This is a genomic window from Cobetia sp. MC34, from assembly GCF_018340035.1.
Taxonomy (GTDB): Bacteria; Pseudomonadota; Gammaproteobacteria; order Pseudomonadales; family Halomonadaceae; genus Cobetia; species Cobetia amphilecti.
Genome location: NZ_JADPPY010000016.1, coordinates 1 through 19411 on the forward strand (window position 1 = coordinate 1; position 19411 = coordinate 19411).

19 protein-coding genes and 1 pseudogene are annotated in these 19411 nt (G+C 61.3%); 10 read left to right on the forward strand and 10 right to left on the reverse strand.

Translation table 11 applies throughout. The annotated features are described in order from the left end of the window. Positions 1–126: 126 nt before the first annotated feature. A pseudogene (locus IZU87_RS10230) lies at positions 127–906 on the forward strand (EAL domain-containing protein). Between the two features lie 331 nt (positions 907–1237). Here the strand turns inward: IZU87_RS10230 and IZU87_RS10235 are convergent. The 3 genes from IZU87_RS10235 to IZU87_RS10245 all read right to left on the reverse strand — a co-directional run bounded on the left by IZU87_RS10235 (position 1238) and on the right by IZU87_RS10245 (position 2323). Continuing rightward, the gene (locus IZU87_RS10235) at positions 1238–1477 is read right to left on the reverse strand and encodes a hypothetical protein (protein WP_159055708.1); all 240 of its coding nucleotides are present in this window, start codon (positions 1475–1477) and stop codon (positions 1238–1240) included. A 143-nt stretch (positions 1478–1620) separates the two neighbouring features. Next, positions 1621–1830, reverse strand: a complete 210-nt coding sequence (locus IZU87_RS10240) for a hypothetical protein (protein ID WP_131432200.1) — start codon at positions 1828–1830, stop codon at positions 1621–1623. Between the two features lie 52 nt (positions 1831–1882). Next, complete coding sequence (locus IZU87_RS10245) at positions 1883–2323, reverse strand: arsenate reductase/protein-tyrosine-phosphatase family protein (protein ID WP_043336039.1); 441 nt, start codon at positions 2321–2323, stop codon at positions 1883–1885. A gap of 362 nt (positions 2324–2685) precedes the next feature. Here IZU87_RS10245 and IZU87_RS10250 point away from each other — a divergent pair, with 362 nt between their 5' ends. Next, positions 2686–4068: an NAD-dependent succinate-semialdehyde dehydrogenase gene (locus IZU87_RS10250; protein ID WP_213114428.1), complete on the forward strand. Its 1383-nt coding sequence runs from the start codon at positions 2686–2688 to the stop codon at positions 4066–4068. Between the two features lie 219 nt (positions 4069–4287). Here the strand turns inward: IZU87_RS10250 and IZU87_RS10255 are convergent, their stop codons facing one another. Then, entirely contained in the window at positions 4288–5337 is a 1050-nt protein-coding gene (locus tag IZU87_RS10255; RefSeq protein WP_213114429.1) for a cation diffusion facilitator family transporter, read from the reverse strand. Positions 5338–5526: 189 nt separating this feature from the next. On the opposite strand from IZU87_RS10255, the gene IZU87_RS10260 reads away from it, so the two are divergent. From IZU87_RS10260 to IZU87_RS10275, 4 genes are all read left to right on the forward strand, one after another. After that, positions 5527–6456, forward strand: coding sequence for a DMT family transporter (locus IZU87_RS10260; protein WP_131432204.1), 930 nt, complete (start codon positions 5527–5529; stop codon positions 6454–6456). A gap of 95 nt (positions 6457–6551) precedes the next feature. Then, on the forward strand, positions 6552–7658 hold the full coding sequence (locus IZU87_RS10265; RefSeq protein ID WP_213114430.1) for an endonuclease/exonuclease/phosphatase family protein: 1107 nt from the start codon (positions 6552–6554) through the stop codon (positions 7656–7658). 87 nt (positions 7659–7745) lie between these two features. Then, complete coding sequence (locus IZU87_RS10270) at positions 7746–8510, forward strand: YiiX/YebB-like N1pC/P60 family cysteine hydrolase (protein WP_213114431.1); 765 nt, start codon at positions 7746–7748, stop codon at positions 8508–8510. 116 nt (positions 8511–8626) lie between these two features. Then, entirely contained in the window at positions 8627–9127 is a 501-nt protein-coding gene (locus tag IZU87_RS10275) for a YehS family protein (protein ID WP_213114432.1), read from the forward strand. An 89-nt stretch (positions 9128–9216) separates the two neighbouring features. Here the strand turns inward: IZU87_RS10275 and IZU87_RS10280 are convergent, their stop codons facing one another. From IZU87_RS10280 to IZU87_RS10300, 5 genes are all read right to left on the reverse strand, one after another. Next, the gene (locus IZU87_RS10280; protein ID WP_283248893.1) at positions 9217–9552 is read right to left on the reverse strand and encodes a metalloregulator ArsR/SmtB family transcription factor; all 336 of its coding nucleotides are present in this window, start codon (positions 9550–9552) and stop codon (positions 9217–9219) included. Positions 9553–9579: 27 nt separating this feature from the next. Beyond that, positions 9580–9993, reverse strand: a complete 414-nt coding sequence (locus IZU87_RS10285; RefSeq protein ID WP_107334619.1) for an arsenate reductase ArsC — start codon at positions 9991–9993, stop codon at positions 9580–9582. Between the two features lie 285 nt (positions 9994–10278). Beyond that, positions 10279–11295: a substrate-binding domain-containing protein gene (locus IZU87_RS10290; RefSeq protein WP_107334618.1), complete on the reverse strand. Its 1017-nt coding sequence runs from the start codon at positions 11293–11295 to the stop codon at positions 10279–10281. A 510-nt stretch (positions 11296–11805) separates the two neighbouring features. Next, complete coding sequence (locus IZU87_RS10295) at positions 11806–12669, reverse strand: PA4780 family RIO1-like protein kinase (RefSeq protein ID WP_054557253.1); 864 nt, start codon at positions 12667–12669, stop codon at positions 11806–11808. Between the two features lie 148 nt (positions 12670–12817). Next, complete coding sequence (locus IZU87_RS10300) at positions 12818–13903, reverse strand: NAD(P)-dependent alcohol dehydrogenase (RefSeq protein ID WP_192839212.1); 1086 nt, start codon at positions 13901–13903, stop codon at positions 12818–12820. Between the two features lie 329 nt (positions 13904–14232). Between IZU87_RS10300 and IZU87_RS10305 the strand changes: the two genes are divergently transcribed. The 3 genes from IZU87_RS10305 to IZU87_RS10315 all read left to right on the forward strand — a co-directional run bounded on the left by IZU87_RS10305 (position 14233) and on the right by IZU87_RS10315 (position 16727). Next, positions 14233–14421 carry a PFL_1563 family small protein gene (locus IZU87_RS10305; RefSeq protein WP_084589604.1) on the forward strand — a complete coding sequence of 63 codons (189 nt, stop codon included), beginning with the start codon at positions 14233–14235 and terminating at the stop codon, positions 14419–14421. Positions 14422–14626: 205 nt separating this feature from the next. Beyond that, a complete protein-coding gene (locus IZU87_RS10310) occupies positions 14627–15184 on the forward strand; it encodes a LabA-like NYN domain-containing protein (RefSeq protein WP_213114433.1) in 558 nt (185 codons plus the stop codon). A gap of 190 nt (positions 15185–15374) precedes the next feature. Beyond that, positions 15375–16727, forward strand: a complete 1353-nt coding sequence (locus tag IZU87_RS10315; RefSeq protein ID WP_213114434.1) for an MFS transporter — start codon at positions 15375–15377, stop codon at positions 16725–16727. A gap of 160 nt (positions 16728–16887) precedes the next feature. On the opposite strand, the gene IZU87_RS10320 is transcribed toward IZU87_RS10315, so the two are convergent. After that, entirely contained in the window at positions 16888–17658 is a 771-nt protein-coding gene (locus IZU87_RS10320) for a UTRA domain-containing protein (RefSeq protein WP_213114435.1), read from the reverse strand. 654 nt (positions 17659–18312) lie between these two features. On the opposite strand from IZU87_RS10320, the gene IZU87_RS10325 reads away from it, so the two are divergent. After that, positions 18313–19401 (forward strand): ABC transporter substrate-binding protein, encoded by a 1089-nt coding sequence (locus IZU87_RS10325; protein WP_225996643.1) that lies wholly within the window; start codon positions 18313–18315, stop codon positions 19399–19401. Positions 19402–19411: the final 10 nt, after the last annotated feature.

A 19411-nucleotide genomic window follows, 5' to 3' on the forward strand; every position in this document is an offset into this window, starting at 1 on the left:
GGGCGGCGAGGGCTACCTTGGCTTTGAACTCACTGCTGTACTGTCGACGTTTCCTGCTCATGATCAAGCTCTCCTGGTCGGTCTGATCAGAGCTTAGCGCCTGGTCCGAATTCCGGGGACCACTTCATCGAAGAACAACGGCTGGTGCTTTATCAACAACCGATTGTCAGCACCCTCGCCACTGCAGAGCCTACCAACGAACTTCATTACGAAGTACTAGTACGCTTGAAAGGCAGGGAAGGAGCCATCATCTCTCCGGGCGCCTTTCTGCCTGCGGCGGAGCGTTATGGCCTGTCAGCCGCCATCGATGAACATGTTATTCGCCAATATCTGAGCTAGCTCGCAGCGCACCCTGCGCATGCCCAGCGACTGACCATGGTGTCACTCAACCTCTCCGGGCACTCCATCAGCAGTCCGAGCTTTCGCGACCTGCTGGTCACGATGGTCCGCGACAGTGGCATCCCGGGTGACAAGCTCTGTTTCGAAATCACCGAATCCGTCGCCATCACGCGGCTGGGCGATGCGCGCGCCTTCTTCGAGGCTCTCGGCGCACTCGGCTGCTCCTTCGCACTGGATGACTTTGGGAGTGGGGTATCGTCCTTCGGCTACCTGAAAAACCTGCCCGTCGACTTCCTGAAGATCGATGGCGCCTTCATACGCGACATGGACACCAACCGCGTCTCTTACTCCATCGCCCGCGCCATTGCCGAGGTAGCGCGTGAAATGGGCATGAAAACTGTAGCCGAATTCGTAGGTAGTCCGGAGGTACTCGCCTCCGTCGCCACCATCGGTGCCGATTTTGTGCAGGGCTATGCGCTGGGCATGCCGGAACCCCTCGAGGCAATCGCTATACTCTCAAATACCGACGATGATCAAGAGAAGCGACATGCTGACGACCCGGCCTAAAGCACGGTCTTACGGGCCCGTGATGGCTAGACGCAGCCTCTTGCTCCTAAAGCTGGCTAAATCCGCTGGCTGAACTAGAGCAAGCTGAGCCAAGGGCTTGCCGAATCAAGGCGGAGCGCTCCATAGAGCAAAGCGCGGTATTCCCTCGAGACCACACAACCCCCTCTTTCCAAAGCCCTCTCCAGAGCCAGACCAGAGAAGCCCAGTCTCCAAGCGGCAAACGCCACTCGGAGGCTGGGCTTCTGTTCTCTTATTCAAAATTCAGGGTGCAGGAAGGAGAATAGCGGTGTCAGAAACCTGATTCGCGACGCCAGACTCCCACCACTTCACGCTAGGTGCGGCTCAACAGGCTGCGCGGCTCAGTCTCGACGTTGACCATGCCCCGCCGGCCAGGCATCGAGAGTGTCAGCGCCTGGGAAAAGTCCACTGGCTCAAGCGTGACTCGATAGAGGCTACGCATCAGTTCCAGCTGCCCTTCCTCGCCCTCGCGAACCTTCAAGTCCCCACCATCGGGCGAGGCCATTTCCGGCTGCTCAAGCACCGCGACTGCCTGAGGTTCGACGCTGACCACGCGCATTTCCAGCCGCTTGCCTACCGGCGCCAGCGGATAGAACCAGCAGTGGCACCTTCATCGACGCGCAGCACCTTTTCCTCTTCCATCCGGGCCGTCAGGGTCACCTGCCGGGGATTGCGCAGCGTCATCACCCACTCCCCTTAACCGACCCAGCCCCCTTCTCTCAAGGCAGGATTTAGCGAGTGCACCTTGCCGGCGAATGCCGCCTCCAGCTGACCGGTCGCCTGCTCGGCTTGCAGCGCGCGGCCCCGTTGGCGCTGCACGTCCAGATCAGCCTGCACCACTGGGCTATCCTGCAGCAGCCTGCGATCCAGACCACTGGCGGAGCGACACCAGCCCAGCTGCTCCACGCGATGCTCGGCGGGGAAAATCCATAAAATATTTTTAAAAACAGAATATTGATTACATCAGTTTCTTGACCCACAGCGCAGCCGCTTCCACCAGCTTCTGGTGCGCATGGCGGAAGGCCTCTTCGCTCTTGCGATAGGGATCGGGAATCTCTTCCCCCTGGCCGCCAGCCAGCCAGCGGCCGAACAGCATCGTCTTGCCACTGACCTGCGGTGCCATCTGGTTGATGGCGCGGCGATGGCCATCGCTCATGACCAGAATCAGGTCTGCAGCCGTCAGCATCTCGACCGACACCTGGCGCGCTCGATGCTCATCTACCTCGAGCCCTGACTCGACGGCGAAGCGTGCTGCCGTGGGTTCGACCGGGTGATCGACCAGTGCGCCCACACCCGCCGAGTGCACCGTCTTGCCAGGCAACGCCTGCTTCAGCAGTGACTCGCCGACCGGACTGCGACAGATATTGCCGGTACATACCACCAGAATATTGTTGAACACGCTGACTTCCTCTTCCTTGTGACGCTTGCACTCATGTTGATGGCCCGGCACGCGGCAAGCTTGGCCCCGCACGGACGTCAGACGCCCATTGTCGCATGCTGGCAGCCTGTTCGGCAGGTTCACATTTGACCGCTTCGCGATCGACCACTGATGACACCTGTGGCTTTTCAATGGACAACAGCGTGCTCATATGGCAACACTGAGGTGACCCGACGCAATAGCCCCCAGCCCCTTGAAGATCTCAGGCAATATCGCCAAGTCCTGGTGTGTAGCCAATGAAGTGACTGGCTCAAGGGCCGATCTCGATCCCTCGCGATCCCCATTCAGTCACTTGCTGAACCAGCACCCACCAGGGAGGCAAGATGAGCAACAAGACACTGACCGCATCCAACCCGGCCAATGACAAGGTTCTCAAGGAATACGCCATGCTGAGCAAGGAAGAGGTTCAGCAGAAACTGGAGCAGACGCACAAGGCGTACTCGAGCTTCAGCCAGACCACCGTGCAGGATCGTGCGCAGCGCCTCACCGTTCTGGCGGACCTGATCGATGAGCATCAGAAGGAAATTGCCACGCAGATCGCTCATGAGATGGGCAAGCCCTATGATCAGGGCATCAGCGAGACGCAGATTTCCTCCAGCATCGCGCGCTTCTATGCCGACAACCTGCCCAAGCTGATGGAAACCGAGCAGCGTGATGTCGATGGTGCCGTGCGTGCCAAGATCGTCAAGGACCCCATCGGCGCCGTCCTCGGCGTGATGCCGTGGAACTATCCGCTCTATCAGGTCATCCGTTTCGCAGCTCCGGCCCTGGCGGGCGGCAATGTCTGCCTGATGAAGCACGCCTCCAATGTCCCGGGCTGCGCCGATCTGATCACCCAGCTGTTCCACAAGGCCGACTTTGAAGAGGGTATCTTCACCTGGTTGCCGGTGGGCTCGGAGATGATCGAAGACATCATCAATGATCCCGTTGTCCAGGGCGTCACCCTGACCGGCAGTGAAGAGGCGGGTCGCAAGGTCGCCGAGCAGGCAGGCGCAGCGCTCAAGCCAAGCGTACTGGAGCTGGGTGGTATCGACCCACTGATCGTGCTGGATGATGCCGACATCGAGCGTGCGGTGGATCTCGCCATCGCCGGGCGTTTCGACAACACCGGCCAGAGCTGCGCCGCGTCCAAGCGCCTGATCGTCGACAAGTCCCTCGCCGAGGACTTCTCCAAGCGTCTGATCGAGAAGGTCAAGGACATGCGCATGGATGATCCGATGAGCGAAGGGGTCGATATCGGTCCGATGTCTCGCAAGGACCTGCGCGATGGCCTGCATGACCAGGTCCAGCGCGCCATCAAGTCAGGTGCCAAGCTTGAGTGCGGTGGTGAGATTCCGGATCGCGACGGTGCCTGGTATCCGCCGACGGTGCTGACCAATGTCACCCAGGGTAATCCGGCCTTCAATGAAGAACTGTTCGGGCCGGTCGCCTCCGTGGTGGTCGCCGACAACGAAGCGCATGCCATCGAGCTTGCCAACGACTGCCCCTATGGCCTGGGCAGCACCGTGGTGGCCAAGGACGACGAACGGGGTGAACGCGTCTCTCGTCAGCTGCAGGCCGGCATGAGCTTCGTCAACCGTCCGACCACGCCCTGCGCCCAGCTGCCTTTCGGTGGCGTCAAAGGCAGTGGCTATGGCCGTGAGCAGAGCGAATATGGCTTCGGTGCCTTCATGAACATCCGCACCGTCTATGTCGCTGAGCACTGAGTCGCTGAGCACAGACTCGTTGCGCGTCAAGGCGTAACGTGATGCCAGCGACGCTGAAGAGCTGAAGAGCTAAAAAGACTGCAGCGGATGATTCACTCCAGTCCCTTCGCTGCAACGAACAACGCCCCGCTTTTCAGCGGGGCGTTTTGCGTCAAGGGTTCGCAAGCTCTGCCTTGCGATATTCCCTCCCTCAACCAGCGCGCTGATCGCACTATCACATCAGCGCGTCACGCAGCCCTGCGGGCATGCCTCGCCTTCCAGCTGAACCGTGACGTGCGAGATGTCATGGCCGTCGCGCAGATAGTCCTGAACACGCTCCAGCACATCGCCGGGCACGCTGGTGGCGGCCACGACGACATGCAGACTGGCAATCGGTGATTGTGGCGTCAGCCCCCAAAGATGCAGGTCATGTACGCTCTCCACGCCTTCAAGCGCCAGGACGCCCGCCTGGATATCGGCGTGATCGAGCTGCTCAGGCGTGCCTTCCAGCAAGGTGTGCGCCGAACGCTTCACCAACGACCAGGCGCCGCGCAATATCAGTACCGCCGCGAGCACTGACAACAGTGGGTCAGCCTGATTCCAGCCAGTGGTCATGATGATCAGCGAGGCGACAATGGCCGCCACCGAGCCGAGCAGGTCCCCCATTACGTGCAATACCGCGCCGCGCAGATTGAGGTTGTCCTGGTCGCCCTGATGCAGGATACGAAATGCCGCGATATTGACGACCAGCCCAAGTACGGCGATGGCCAGCATCGGCCCCGCCAGTACTTCGGAGGGCAGCCAGAGCCGCTTGATGGCGGCCACCACGATCGCCGCCCCGATCACCAGCAGGGTCAGGCCATTGACGAATGCGGCCAGCACCTGAAAGCGCGCATAGCCGAAGGTCAGCTTGCGGGTCGCCGCCCGATGCCCGAGGCGAAATGCGCCCCAAGCCAACGCCAGCGAGACCGTATCACTGAGCATGTGTCCGGCATCCGCCAAGAGGGCCAGTGAGCCCGCGACCAGCCCGCCGACCACTTCCGCCAGCATGAAACCGCCCGTCAGATACATCGCCAGCTTGACGCGTCGCTCGCTGTCGGCTGTTACCTCAGGCGCATGATCATGGTGGTGCCCGTGGTGATGATCATGTGAGTGGCTGTGCGAATGGCCGTGTGAATGGCCATGCGAGTGCCCGTCTGAAGGGTCGGAGCCATGAGAATGATCGTGAGCGTGCTGCCCGGAAGGCTCATGCGAGGGTTCGCGAACCTCATCTTGCGGTGTCGATGCCATTCAACCTCCGGCCATCTAATGAAAAAAGAAACGTGTCTGCATGATGCGCAGCGTAACATCGAAAGTCGCGCGGCTTTCAAGACGCATTGGCGGATTTTCGCGTTCCGATAAAGGCCAGCAGCCACTGCGCCAGCTTGATAGGATAGTTATCACTTGCGAAGCAACGAATAAAGGATTCCCGCCTTCCCCATGAGCCTCTCCTCCGAGACGACCCCTTCCCGCTCGCCCCTCAAGGCCGATCTGCTGCTCCTGCTGGTCACCATCATCGCCGCCGCAGGCTGGATATTCTCCAAGGAGGCAATGGCCGGCATGCCTCCTCTGCTGTTCATCGGCAGTCGCTTCCTGCTTGCGGGGCTCATTCTGGCCATCTTCGATGCGCGCTCACTGGGCCAGCTGTCCACCGCGCGCAAGCTGCGTGCCAGCGGCGTCGGAGTCCTGTTCGGGGGCGCCATGGCCTGCTGGTCACTGGGGGTCGCACTGTCTGATCAGCTGGGCGTGATCGCCTTCATCAACAGCTTCGGCATCCTGCTGGTGCCGGTACTCGCACGACTGCTGTTCAAGGACAGACCGCCGCTGAGCACCTGGATCGCACTGCCCACCGCCCTGCTCGGTTTCGCCCTGCTCGGCATGGGCCAGCCCGGCGCGACCGATGGCTTCACCATCGAGCCCGCCCAGTGGCTCATCTTCGGCGCCGCCTGCCTGTTCGCTCTGGTGTTCAACTTCAATTCACGCCTGGTGCGCAATATCCCGGCCCTGCCGCTGACGGCCATCCAGCTGATGACCACCGGCGTCACCTGCCTGATACTCTCGGCACTTAGCGAGAGCTGGCCCGCCGGCATCAGTCTCGACATCCTGAGCTGGTTCCTGGCCAGCACCCTGATCGCCAGCACGCTGCGCTTCTTCCTGCAGATCTACGCACAGGGCCTGACCACCCCCAGCCATGCCTCGGTCATCCTGATGCTGGAAGCGGTCTGGGCCGCCCTGATGTCGGCCGCCTGGTTCGGTGAGCGCATGACCCTGATCCAGATGACCGGTTGCGGCCTCATCTTCACTGCCCTGTTGATCAATCGCTGGCAATGGATCTCACGCCTGTGGCGTCAGCGGCGGGTTGCCTCGTGAGAACAGCGTCCTGACTTGAGTGTCAGGCATGTCGCCACCATGTCTGACGCTTGAGCATTCGACTTCCCGCCCCATTCTCTGCCACCGGAGCCACCATGATCCCCACGCTACTCGGCGTACTGACGCTGCTGATGGCAGCCTTCACCCTGCTGCCACTGACGCGTATTCGCCATTGGTCGGTGCGCATCATGGACTTCCCCCGTCTGCAGCTGGCCGCCTTGTGGGCGATGTTGTTGATCGCCGACCTCGCGGTGTCCCAGCTTGCCTTCGGGCTCAGGGTGTCACTGGCCGTGATCGCCGTGGCCGGGCTTGTCTATCAGGCACACTGGATCGTGCCCTATACCCGCCTCTTTCCCTGCGAGTCCGCGCGTACCAGACAGCACGACCGGCAGCGTCAGGTCCGCCTGCTCGCCGCCAATGTCCTGACCAGCAATCACGATAGTGACAAGCTGCTGGCCATCGTCGAACGCGAACAGCCCGACGTGCTGGTGACGCTGGAATCCGATGACTGGTGGCAGCAGCGGCTCGACGTGCTCGAGGCGGATAGCGAGCAATACGGCTATACGCACACTCTCAAATGCCCGCTGGACAACCTCTATGGCATGCATGTCTATTCACGCCTGCCACTGCATGACGCCAGCATCGACTACCTGGTCGAAGAGGATGTGCCGTCGATGCATGCGCAACTGGAGCTGGCCAGCGGTGACCGCGTGCGAGTGCACTTCCTGCACCCGGCGCCGCCCAGCCCGACCGAGAATGACGAGTCATCCGAGCGGGATGCCGAGCTGATCATCGTGGCGCGCAGCGTCGCCGACAGCCAGCAACCGGTGATCGTCACCGGTGACCTCAACGACGTGGCCTGGTCTCGTACCACGCGCCTGTTCCGCAAGCTGTCCGGCCTGCTGGACCCCCGCGTCGGCCGCGGCATGTTCAATACCTTCCACGCCAACATTCCCCTGCTGCGCTGGCCACTGGATCACCTCTTCCACAGCGAGCATTTCAGTGTGGTGCGCGTGGCGCGCATGGAAGCCTTCGGCTCCGATCACTTCCCGCTGCTCACCGAACTGGCGCTGACGCCCGCCCAGGACACCGACGAGACACTCGATGCCCCGGAGCCGGACGCCGACGACCAGGCCGAGGCCAGCGAGACCGCCAGTGACGAGAATGTCAGCCAGCAGGACGTGCCGAAACCGGGTCGCTGAGCCCGACATGCCTGAGGTGGCATTTGGCTGAATTCTCCAAAAGGTCCCAGACTGGCTGATGAGGGTTGAGCCATACGGGAGGCAGGCATGCGAGGACTCGACTGGCTGGGCACGCGGCTGGCGCGTCATCTCACGGCGCCGGGCAAGCTGCCGGCGCATCGCGCCACGTCATCACCGGAAAAGCTGGCTGCCACCCTGCGGCGCGGCGATGTCCTGCTGGTCGAGGGCTCCTCGCGTATCAGCACCGCCATTCGCTACCTCACCCAGTCGACCTGGTCTCATGCCGCGCTCTGCGTGCGCACGCCGCTGGACAGCAGAGGACGTCCGGTCAGGGGCGACTGTCTGTTGGAAGCGGACGTCACCGCCGGGGTGCGCCGCGTCCCCCTCAACCATTACTGGCATCAGCACACGCGCATCTGCCGCCCGGTCGGACTCACGGAGGAGGAGATCAGCGCGTTGATCGCCCATGCCGAGGCGCGGCTGGGCCATCAATATGACCTGCGCAATATCGTCGATCTGGCTCGCTATCTGATTCGCACGCCACCGGTGCCAAGCCGCTATCGGCGCCGCATGCTGGCACTGGGCAGCGGCGACCCGACCCGCGCGATCTGCTCATCGCTGATCGCCGAAGCCTTCCAGGCCGTGCGCTATCCCATCCTGCCAGACAGTGACGCCCTGCCCTCCAGCGACCCGGCATGCCTGCACTGCTATCAGGAGTTGCTGCATATCCGCCATCACAGCCTGTTTGCGCCCTGCGACTTCGATATCTCGCCCTACTTCGACATCATCAAGCCGACCCTGTGCGCCGGATTCGCCCCCCATCGCCTGCAGTGGAGCGAACCGCCCGCCTGATCTGGTATGCTGCGCGCCATCCGCGGCCTTGCTGGCCGGCACCTTGGCATCAGTTCTGCTGTGCCGACTGCGCCGCCTGCCGCCCTCTGACACTCTTCACGACCGGAACCACGCCCGTGACCAATAACGACATCATCCGTCGCCTCCGCTACGCGCTGAACCTCTCCGACACCGACATGATCAACACCTTCGCTGCCGCGGACCACGAGGTCTCACGCGCCCAGATCAGCGATTGGCTCAAGCGCGATGATGATGAGGCTCAGCAGCGCATCAAGGACATCGACCTGGCCAGGTTCCTCAATGGCCTGATCAACGTGCGTCGCGGCAAGCGCGAAGGCGCCCAGCCGGTGCCTGAAAAGCGTCTCGACAACAACGTGATTCTGCGCAAGCTCAAGATCGCCTTCGAGCTCAAGGATGACGACATGCTCGAGCTGCTGGCATTGGCCGGTTTCGAACTGATCACCAAGTCCGAGCTGTCTGCCTTCTTCCGCAAGCCCGATCATCGCCACTACCGCGAGTGCAAGGACCAGATCCTGCGCAACCTGCTCAAGGGCATCGAGCTGCGCCATCGTCGCCATGACCCGGAGACCGAGCAGCACGCCGTCGATCCGGTCTGATCAGACCCTGATGTGCTCTCAACAACAACGCCGCCCCGGAATCCGGAGCGGCGTTGTTGTATGACGGCAATGGCGATACCAACAGCGGCTCAGCATTCGCGGTTGGGGCGCCCTTCCATGGTGGCCAGGCGCGCCAGCAACGGCGCCATGCGGTGCTGACTCCCTTCCGCCGCCGCGACCAGCGCCGGCAATACCCAGGACGGCAGGCCAGGCATCAGACGGTAATAGACCCATTGCCCCTGGCGGCGGTCCAGCAGCAGACCGCAATTGCGCAACTGGGCCAGATGGCGCGACACCTTGGGCTGCGACTCCTGCAACACGTAGGTCATCTCGCATACGCAAAGCTCGCCTTCTGCATGGATAAGCAACATCAGCACAAGGCGTGTATCGTCGCTGAGGCATTTGAAAAGACGTGTCGGGGTCAGAAGAGACAATGCAGAATTCCACCTGATTCAATGATGTGAGCGTGCCGCCAACCACAGCTGCAAGCGCGTGCGAATTTCGTTCAAGGCGCGCCCATAGGACACCGCAGTATCCTGATTGCGCGGATCTTCTATATCCCAGAACAACAGCTCATCGGTCTGGCCATCCCACTGGCGACACTGCTGCTGCGCCTTCTGACACAGCACGATGACGGCATCGAAGGACTGAGAGCGGTAGCGATCGATCGACTCGCTCGCCAGACCTGAATTATCCACCCCGGCGCGCGCCAGAGCGTCCAACGCATGCTGTTGCGGGGCATCAGGCGCGACACCGGCACTGAAGGCGTCAAACTCGTCCCCCGCCATGTTACGCAGCAATGCCTCTCCCATCAGGGAGCGGGCAGAATTGGCATTGCACAGAAAAAGCACTCGCTGTTTGGACATGACTCATCTCCAGAGCTGCAATTTTACCTTACCATAGGGTCGCATATCAGAAGTACCGCGCTTGTATAACAAACTGATGTCAGTAGCCTTTCAGGCCTTGGCGCCCCAGCTTCAGATCACTTTCTGCAACAAACCCTGTAATAACACCTGCAACAGACCCTGCAACAGACGCGAACGGGCCAGCGCAGTGACCGGCAACTGCCAGGCACACCACGCCAGCCCGCGAAGATCGCCACTCGCTACGTTCACGATGCGCTCGACCGCCGCACCGCGTGGCTCACGTCATCAGCCCTGCAGGTCCGAAAGCGTCAGGGTCTTCCTGTCGGCGACGGCTTGACGCGCCGCCTTGCGCGCTTCTTCGTGCGCCGGAATCAGGCCGATGCCTTTCAGGTAGCCCAGGTTGCCGACCATCTTCTCGCTCATGAACAGGTCCGCGTAGTCATACATGACCGGCGCTTCTTCCGCATGCTGATTCTTGATGTAGAAGAACATGGTACGTGCGACCGGGTAGGTCTCTTCCGAGATGGCCTCGGGAGACGGGGCGATGCCGTCGATGGTCGCGCCGCTCAGCGAGTCTTCGTTCTCCTCAAGGAAGGAATAACCGAAGACGCCGAAGGCCTCGGTGTCTTCCGACAGCTTCTGCACGATCAGGTTGTCGTTCTCACCGGCCGGCACGAAGACGCCATCGTTGCGCACCTTGGAGTAGCCTTCGCCACCATAGCCGTCCATCTCTTCGGTGGCGGCTTCCAGCACCAGCTCCTCAAAGGAATCGCGTGTCCCGGAGGTGCTGGGCGGCCCATAGATGGTGATCTTGCGGTCCGGCAGGCTGGAATCGATCTGGTTCCAGCGGGTATAGGGATTGGCCACCAGCTTGCCATCGACCGGCACCTGGGCCGCGACCGCCAGCGCGATCTGCTCCAGCGTGAAGGCGGCTGGGTCGTTGGTGTTGGACTGCGCGAAGGCGATGCCGTCATAACCGATGAAAGCTTCGGTGATGTCGGTCACGCCATTTTCCTGACAGCGCTCGAATTCGGAGGCTTTCATGCGGCGCGAGGCGTTGGTGATATCCGGGGTGTTGCTGCCGGCACCTTCACAGAAGAGCTTCATGCCGCCACCGGAACCCGTGGCCTCGATGACCGGAGTAGGATGATCCGTGGTGACACCGAATTCTTCCGCCACATAGCTCGAGAAGGGATAGACGGTGCTGGAACCGACGATGCGAACCTGGTCACGTGCTTGTGCACTGGACACGATAGCCGCAGAGGCGATCACGAAAGCGAGCTGCTTGAGAGGGCGATTCATTGCGGTGCTCCGATGCATTGATTTATATGAATAAGCATATATTTGGTGGCGAAATCCCTCACGACTCCGCTACCCCGATTGGCGCGACACCCCGCCAATCGCCACATGCCAGTGATGAGAATCACCCTCGGCATGCTGAACACGTATCTCGATGACAGGCATGTCGTTAAATACGCATAGGCATATATGAGCATCATTTTATTGCAGGAGCGTGACATCTCCGCTGAGAATCCAGCCCCCGGGCTGCCTTGCCTCTCTATCCCTTCCTCTATCCCTTCCTCTATCCCTTCCCCTTTCGCCTCTCTGCTTTACCTTCGGCCGAGACAAGGCCCCAACAGAAATGGCCTGATCTCCCCAGCCACTCGTGGGAAGATCAGGCCATCGAAACAGCAGCGTGCGTGACAGGGCATCACTCGCTAGCGACTGGCGAGCCCCTCCTCAACGCTTCTGGCGGGAGCCCAAGGCCTGGCAAACGGCTAGCGGCCAGCAGTTAGCAGCTAAAGATTCCTGCTAGTCATCATCGCCCTCTTCGGCACTCTTCTGGCGCGCCTTGCGCTCCTGCTCTTCTTCCATGGCCGCCATGATGTTCTCGAGCAGCGCATCCACGTCCGGCGCTTCGGCGTCGTCCTCATAAAGGCCTGTTAGCTCGACATCCGGGTCCATGTCGCCGGCCTCGAACAATGCCCAGATCTCGTCGGCGTAGCGTGTCTGTGCCAGTTCAGGCGCGAACATCGCGTAGTAGGCGGTGATATTGGCAACATCACGCGCCAACATGCTCTTGGCATTGTTGTTGGCCGCGGCATCGACCGCCTGCGGCAGATCAATGATCACCGGGCCATAGTCATCGACCAGCACGTTGAACTCGGACAGGTCGCCATGTACCAGGCCGGCATGCAGCATGCGCACGATGTACTGCATCATCAGCGCATGGTCTTCCCGCGCCTGCTCGGCGGACATCGAGACATCATTCAGGCGTGGTGCCACATTGCCGTCGTCATCGGTGACCAGCTCCATCAGCAGCACGCCATCGAAGCAGCCGAACGGCTGCGGCACGCGCACACCGGCATCGGCCAGACGATACAGCGCATCGACCTCGGCATTCTGCCAGGCGGCCTCCTGCTGGTTGCGTCCGAAGCCCGAGCCCTTCTCCATCGCCCGTTGACGGCGACTGTTACGCACCTTGCGGCCTTCCTGATACAGCACAGCCTGCTTGAAGCTGCGCTGGGCAGCATCCTTGTAGACCTTGGCACAGCGAATCTCTTCTCCGCAGCGCACGACGTAAACCGAGGCTTCCTTGCCACTCATCAAGGGGCGGAGCACTTCATCGACCAGACCGTCATCTATGAGCGGCTGGATTCTCTTTGGCGTTTTCATCGCGTTCTTATACGCGTTTTGCGATACATCGGGAATCACCCTGTAGCAATTTTGTGACATACCTTACGACAAAACCCCCGCCAATGCGTCATTGGCGGGGGTTTCAGCATTCACTGACAGACTGCCTGATCGGCAGCAGCGCCAGCGCTTATTGGGCGTTCTTGAGGCTCTGCATGTCAATCACGAAACGATACTTGACCTTGCCTTCCTGCATGCGCTTCCAAGCATCATTGATGGTGTCGATGTCGATCATCTCGATATCGCAGCCAATATCGTGCTCGGCGCAGTAGTCGAGCACTTCCTGGGTCTCCGGCATGCCACCGATCAACGAGCCCGCCAGTACACGGCGCTTCATGACCAGGTTGCCGCCCTGCAGCGCGGGGTCCACTTCCTGCACCAGGCCGACGAGGATATGCGTGCCGTCGTACTTCAGGGTATTGAGGTAAGGGTTGAGATCATGCGGCACCGGCACCGTGTCGAGCAGGAAGTCGAAGGTCTCGGTGGCACCTGCCATCTGCTCGTCATCCGTCGAGACGATCACATGATCGACGCCATTCTCGCGCGCCTCCTCGACCTTGCTCTCGCTGCGGGTGAAGAGCGTCACTTCACAGCCCATCGCCTTGGCGAACTTGATGCCCATGTGGCCCAGGCCGCCCATGCCGATCACCCCGACCTTGTCGCCGGACTTCACGCCATAGTGACGCAGCGGCGAATAGGTCGTGACACCCGCGCACAGCAATGGCGCTGCCACTGCCGGGTCGAGCTTGTCCGGGATGGAGACCACGAAACGTTCGCTGACGACGATCTTGTCGGAATAGCCACCCTGGGTGAGGCTGCCATCGTGACGGTCCGGGCTTCCGTAGGTCATGGTCATGCCGTCGAGGCAGTATTGCTCGAGCCCCTTCTGACAGGCGCTGCATTCACGGCAGGAATCCACCATGCAGCCAACGCCGACCATGTCGCCCACCTTGTACTGACTGACGTCATTGCCCACCTGGGTCACCCGACCCACGATCTCGTGCCCCGGCACCAGCGGATACTGGGAAAAGCCCCAGTCATTGCGCCCGACGTGCAGATCCGAGTGACAGACACCGCAGTAGAGAATCTCGATGGCCACGTCATCCGGACGCGGCTGGCGACGCTCGAAGTTCCAGGGCGCCAGGTCTGCCGTCTCGGATGCCACGGCATAAGCGCGTGTCTGGCCGTCAAAATCACCGTTGGAAGGGCTTGTCATGGAGTCTCTCCTTGCTTGGCTGAGCGTCGGACAGCCTGACCATCAAAGATGATTCAGCGCCCGTAAAAGGATTCGCATGCCATGCGGCAATCGCGATCATGCCCACTGACCTCTTGCCGACAGCCCGACTTTTCAATGGCTTGGCCGCCCTGCATCACTGTGTTGGTCAGATCGCAACAGCGACCCACCAAGCTGCGCGAGGCTTGCAGACACAAGGAAAGCGGCGCAAAACATCAGGCTTCTGATTCCAAATTGACGCCATCAAGCAGCAAAGTTGCCACTGTGTTATCATGCACCTTCACCCCTCACGTCTTGGAACGGAGTCCCGCATGGCGAATACTCGTACTGCTGCAAAGAAAAAAGCACCGGCTGCTGTCGAAACCTCAGCCTCGCTTGAAGCTCAGATGCAGGCCTTCCTGGACCGTGGTGGCAAGGTGGATGTGATTGAATCCGGTGTCAGCGGCCAGGTCATTGGCGTCAAGCCGACCAAGCCGTCAAACCCTGCTGCCAAGAGCTGAGGCTTGCCCATCAAGCCTTGGTGCCCGAACGCGCTGCTCGCCTCACTCAACTGGCGTCTGCCATCGAGTCACTGACCGGTGAGAGCGTTGTTCATCGCTAGACCTCCAGCCGCTGCCCTGCATCATCAGGTAGCGGCCGGCTTCTTTCTGGGGAGAGGAAAATCACCTCTTGCCTACCCTTGCTCCTCCCGCCACGGCGACGCCCATGCCAGCCTCTACTTCGCGCGACAGCTCCCTCGACTCCCGCCAGCACAGCGTGCATGGCACTCGCGACGCGGATGGGGCACGCACACGCCTGGCCGTCTTCATTGATGTGCAGAACATCTACTACACCACCCGCGATACCTTCGGCCGGCAGTTCGATTATCGTCGCCTGTGGGCAGAGCTCGAGCGCCTCGGCTCGATTCAACATGCCTACGCCTACGCGATCGACCGTGGCGACCCCAAGCAGCAGCAATTCCAGCAGCGCCTGCGCGAGATAGGCTTCACGGTCAAACTCAAGCCCTTCATCCAGCGCGGCGACGGCTCGGCCAAGGGCGACTGGGATGTCGGCATCACCATCGACGTGATGGAATCCGCCCCCGAGGTCGATGAGATCATTCTCGCCTCCGGCGATGGCGACTTCGCCCTGCTGCTGGATCATGTCGCCACCCGCCACGCCATCACCACCCGCGTCTATGGCGTCGAAGCTCTCACCGCCCTCGCCCTGATGAAAAGCGCCCATCACTTCCGCGAAGTCGATGCGAGCCTGCTGATGCGCTGAAGTTTGCCAGGCGCTCCTCTCCCTTTTGATGAGCTAGTTTTCTGTCATGTCCCATCAGTCATGTCGCATCGGACATTACTGATGTCGCATTGAGCGTGATCGCCCTATACCGCGTGCCGCAGGATGACGCAGGGAGCTGTGCGCTGTTCAAGCCACACCTCTTCCCGATTCCTCTCAGGCGGAGCAAGACATGAACAACAACAAGACAGGCGGGACCGACAGCATCTCGCCAGCCACGCTGAGACGCGTGCTGGCAGCCTCTGCCATCGGCAATTTCATCGAATGGTTCGACTTCGCCATCTACGGCTTCATGGCCGTGATCATCTCGCAGCACTTCTTCCCGCAGGGCGACCCGACTCTGGCACTGATCCAGACCTTTGCCGTCTTTGCGGTGTCCTTTGCCTTGCGCCCCCTCGGCGGCATCTTCTTCGGCACCCTGGGGGATCGCATCGGGCGCAAGAATGTCCTGGCCATCACCATCATCATGATGGCCAGCGCCACCGCCTTGATCGGTCTGTTGCCGACCTATCAGAGCATCGGCATGCTGGCGCCGCTGCTGTTGACGCTGGCTCGCTGCGCTCAGGGTTTCTCGGCCGGCGGCGAATACGCCGGTGCCTGCGCCTTCGTGATGGAGCACGCCCCTGACGACAAGCGGGGCTGGTACGGAAGCTTCATTCCCGTCTCGACCTTCAGCGCCTTCGCCACAGCAGCAGCACTCGGTCTAGGCCTCAACAGCCTGGTATCGGAAGCCACCATGCAGGCATGGGGCTGGCGTGTCCCCTTCCTGAGCGCTGCACCACTGGGGCTGATCGGGCTTTACATGCGCCTCAAGCTGGATGACTCACCGGCGTTCCGCCTGATTCAGCAGGAACACAACGCCACCAGCGCCCCGCTCAAGGAAACACTGACCACCCACGGCAGCACCATCGTAAGCCTGATGGCCTTCATCTCTGCCACGGCGCTGTCGTTCTACATGTTCAGCACCTATTTCGCGACCTATATGCAGGTGGCGGGCGGCGCCACGCGCCAGACAGCATTGCTGGCAAGCCTGGGCGGCCTCATCGTCGCCGCATTGCTATGCCCGTTGGCCGGGCGGTATTCGGACCTTGTCGGGCGACGCAATACCATCATCACGGCGTGTGGCAGTCTGGCCATCGCGGTATTTCCCGCCTATTCGCTTGCCGCGAGTGGCACCTTGTGGGCGTCCATGCTGGGCGCTTCATTGATGGCGGTCGGTGCCGTGCTCTGCGGTGTCGTCACGGCCGCACTGCTCTCGGAGCAGTTCCCGACCCGGGTGCGCTATACCGCCTCGGCACTCAGCTACAATGTCGCCTACACCATCTTCGGCGGCACCGCCCCGCTGGTCGCCACCTGGTTGATCGACTTGAGCGGCAACAACCTGGCACCCGCCTGGCACCTGATCGCGATCGCCGCCGTGGCCCTGCTCGGTGGCCTGCGACTGCCGGAAACCCGAGGCATCTCGCTCACCGACATCCCGGAGACTCCCCGCAGGAGAGCGTCGAGCGTCATACCGGCCGCATGAACTGAGATCTCGTGACCACTGATGAAATCGGCCTGACAGACATGCCCCCTCAGCGATGACAAAACACCCGCCACAGCGACTGATTCTCGCCATGGCGGGTGTTTTCGTCTGGGCCACCAGCGGCCTGCCAGGCATTCAGGCTTCGCCGCGAACTTTCCAACTAGCTCTGTGGTGCGGCACTCAGCGTCAATTCGATGGCATCGTGGCGCCAGTGTTCATCATCGCAGTCCACCGCGCGGCCATTCTGATCGAAGTTGATGCGGGTGATGCGCTGCGCGGGGCTGCCCTGCGCGGCGTTCAGCGCGGCGGCGGCCTCAGCGTCGAACACCGTGGAGGCCAGCTCGAAGCTGACGCGACTGACACGAATGGCGTATTCATGCCGGTAGAGGTCGGTCAGGGAGTGGGCACCGAGGTCGAAATCGAGGATGCCCGGGAAACAGTCACGTCGCAGGTGATGGCAGACATGCAGCACGCGCCGCCCGTCGATACGCCGCACGCGAGTGATGCGATAGACCACTGAGCCCTCCGCAATCCCCAGCCGCCGCGCGATCACCGCGTTGGCAGCGACTTCTCCTGCCGCCAGTACCTCGGTGCTGGCCACCCGCTGCTGTGACTCGACCATGTCGCGAAATGGCAGGCACGCCAGCAAGTCATAGCGCAGTCGTGGCGGCGAGACGAACCAGCCCCGCCGATTCTCGCGATAGATACGCCCCTCCGCCTCCAGCTGCAGCAAGGTATCGCGCAGGGTGACCCGCGTCGTGGCAAAGCGTTCGATCATCTCGCGCTCGGAGGGCAGGCGCTGTGAAGCGCGTAGCGGCGCTGCCTCAAGATGGTTCAGTAGCCTGGCCTTGAGCCCTGCCACGGGGACATCCGTGTCAGGAGTTGCCGATGAAGCGGCGTCACTCTGGGGCTCAAGCGAAGATGAAGGCATGCGAAGTTCCTGAAAGGTAACGAAAGACAGCAATTTCTGGCGAGTCACTTGCATGACATCCAGAGCGTCCAGGATGGAAAGGGTCAGAGCGAAGCGATTTCTGTGGTCTAGTTCAGACGCCCCGTAAAGCTCAGTGCGACTTTTCAAGACACGCTTGTCGAGACACGCATGAGGAGAATAGTGGCATTGGCGTGACAACTCGGTGACAGCACAACTCTGGCTGCCACGCCAGGTCAGTCATCACGCGCTGACTCATGCCTTGCACGCCCTGCTTTGCACACTTATGGCTGTGGAAGATAGCGAGGACCGGGGCCCGCGGCAAGGCACGAAGAAGGCACGGAGAAGGTATGAAGGAGACAGAGCCAGAGCCGTCACCCCATGCCATGACAACGACATGTTGACGACACGCAACTGTCACAGGCGAGCGCTAGAGTCGATCGTGCCTTTCGAACTGAACTAGACCACACAGCCTCGGCTGTCTCGACACTTGCCTGAGCACTTGGCAGAGCACTGGTCTGATCAATGATCCGAGAACTGGCCTGAGCAATGACCTGAGCACCCGGATGTGCTCTCAGCGTGTCGACAGGGTACCTGATACCCGTCACGCCTTACCTTCAGAGCAGCGATTGTTCATCACCTACTGGGGAAATCTCCTTGAAGTCGATTGCCACTACCTCATCCCGCTCCACCGGCCTGCTGGTTTCCACCTGCATGGCCGCCCTGTTGGGCAGTGCCTCCGTCAGTGCCGCCGACATGCCGGCTGACCTTCTCGAGGCCGCTCAGTCCGAAGGCCGTGTCGATAGCGTCGGCATGCCGGACAGCTGGGCCAACTGGAAGGACACCTGGGCAGACCTCGAGTCGAAGTATTCCATCGCGCATAGCGATACCGACATGAGCTCCGCCGAGGAAGTCGCCAAGTTCAAGGCCGAGGGTGAGAACGCCACCGCCGATATCGGTGACGTGGGCTTCGCCTTCGGCCCGATCGCGGTACAGCAAGGCGTGACCCAGGCCTACAAGACCACGACCTGGGAGCAGATCCCGGAATGGGCCAAAGACAAGGATGGCCACTGGGTACTGGGCTACACCGGCACCATTTCCTTCATGATCAACAAGACGCTGGTCAGTGAAGATGAGCGCCCGACCTCCTTCGCCGACCTCGCCGAAGGTGACTACAAGGTGTCCGTCGGCGCCGTGGGCAAGGCCTCCCAGGCCAACAACGCCATTCTGGCCGCTGCCTTCGCCAATGGCGGCAAGGAATCCGACCTGACACCGGGCCTGGAAGTCTTCGCGGAGCTGGCGCGCCAGGGCCGTCTGTCACTGGCAGAGCCGAGCATCGCCAACCTGGAGAAAGGCGAAGTCGAAGTCGCCCTGCTGTGGGACTTCAATGCCTTGAACTATCGCGATCAGATCAACCGCGACACCTTCGAGGTCGTCATCCCGTCTGATGCCTCCGTCACCTCCGGCTACGCCACCATCATCAACAAGCATGCCGCGCACCCGAATGCCGCCAAGCTGGCCCGTGAGTACATCCTCTCCGATGCCGGTCAGCTGAATCTGGCCAAGGGCTATGCCCGTCCGATCCGCGCCGAGCACCTCACCCTGCCCGAGGATATCGCCGCCAAGCTGCTGCCCAACGAGCAGTACGCCAATGCACGTCCAGTTCAGGACTTCGCGGGCTGGGAAGCCAGTGCCAAGCAGCTGCCGCGTCAGTGGCAGTCCCAGGTACTGATCCACCAGCAGTAATCCCCGGCCT

What these genes read in the sequence shown, in the direction of transcription:
- IZU87_RS10250 (WP_213114428.1), top strand. Translation starts at nt 2,686, where the DNA reads ATGAGCAACAAGACACTGACCGCATCCAACCCGGCCAATGACAAGGTT.
- IZU87_RS10255 (WP_213114429.1), bottom strand. Translation starts at nt 5,337, where the DNA reads ATGGCATCGACACCGCAAGATGAGGTTCGCGAACCCTCGCATGAGCCT.
- IZU87_RS10260 (WP_131432204.1), top strand. Translation starts at nt 5,527, where the DNA reads ATGAGCCTCTCCTCCGAGACGACCCCTTCCCGCTCGCCCCTCAAGGCC.
- IZU87_RS10265 (WP_213114430.1), top strand. Translation starts at nt 6,552, where the DNA reads ATGATCCCCACGCTACTCGGCGTACTGACGCTGCTGATGGCAGCCTTC.
- IZU87_RS10270 (WP_213114431.1), top strand. Translation starts at nt 7,746, where the DNA reads ATGCGAGGACTCGACTGGCTGGGCACGCGGCTGGCGCGTCATCTCACG.
- IZU87_RS10285 (WP_107334619.1), bottom strand. Translation starts at nt 9,993, where the DNA reads ATGTCCAAACAGCGAGTGCTTTTTCTGTGCAATGCCAATTCTGCCCGC.
- IZU87_RS10290 (WP_107334618.1), bottom strand. Translation starts at nt 11,295, where the DNA reads ATGAATCGCCCTCTCAAGCAGCTCGCTTTCGTGATCGCCTCTGCGGCT.
- IZU87_RS10295 (WP_054557253.1), bottom strand. Translation starts at nt 12,669, where the DNA reads ATGAAAACGCCAAAGAGAATCCAGCCGCTCATAGATGACGGTCTGGTC.
- IZU87_RS10300 (WP_192839212.1), bottom strand. Translation starts at nt 13,903, where the DNA reads ATGACAAGCCCTTCCAACGGTGATTTTGACGGCCAGACACGCGCTTAT.
- IZU87_RS10305 (WP_084589604.1), top strand. Translation starts at nt 14,233, where the DNA reads ATGGCGAATACTCGTACTGCTGCAAAGAAAAAAGCACCGGCTGCTGTC.
- IZU87_RS10310 (WP_213114433.1), top strand. Translation starts at nt 14,627, where the DNA reads ATGCCAGCCTCTACTTCGCGCGACAGCTCCCTCGACTCCCGCCAGCAC.
- IZU87_RS10315 (WP_213114434.1), top strand. Translation starts at nt 15,375, where the DNA reads ATGAACAACAACAAGACAGGCGGGACCGACAGCATCTCGCCAGCCACG.
- IZU87_RS10320 (WP_213114435.1), bottom strand. Translation starts at nt 17,658, where the DNA reads ATGCCTTCATCTTCGCTTGAGCCCCAGAGTGACGCCGCTTCATCGGCA.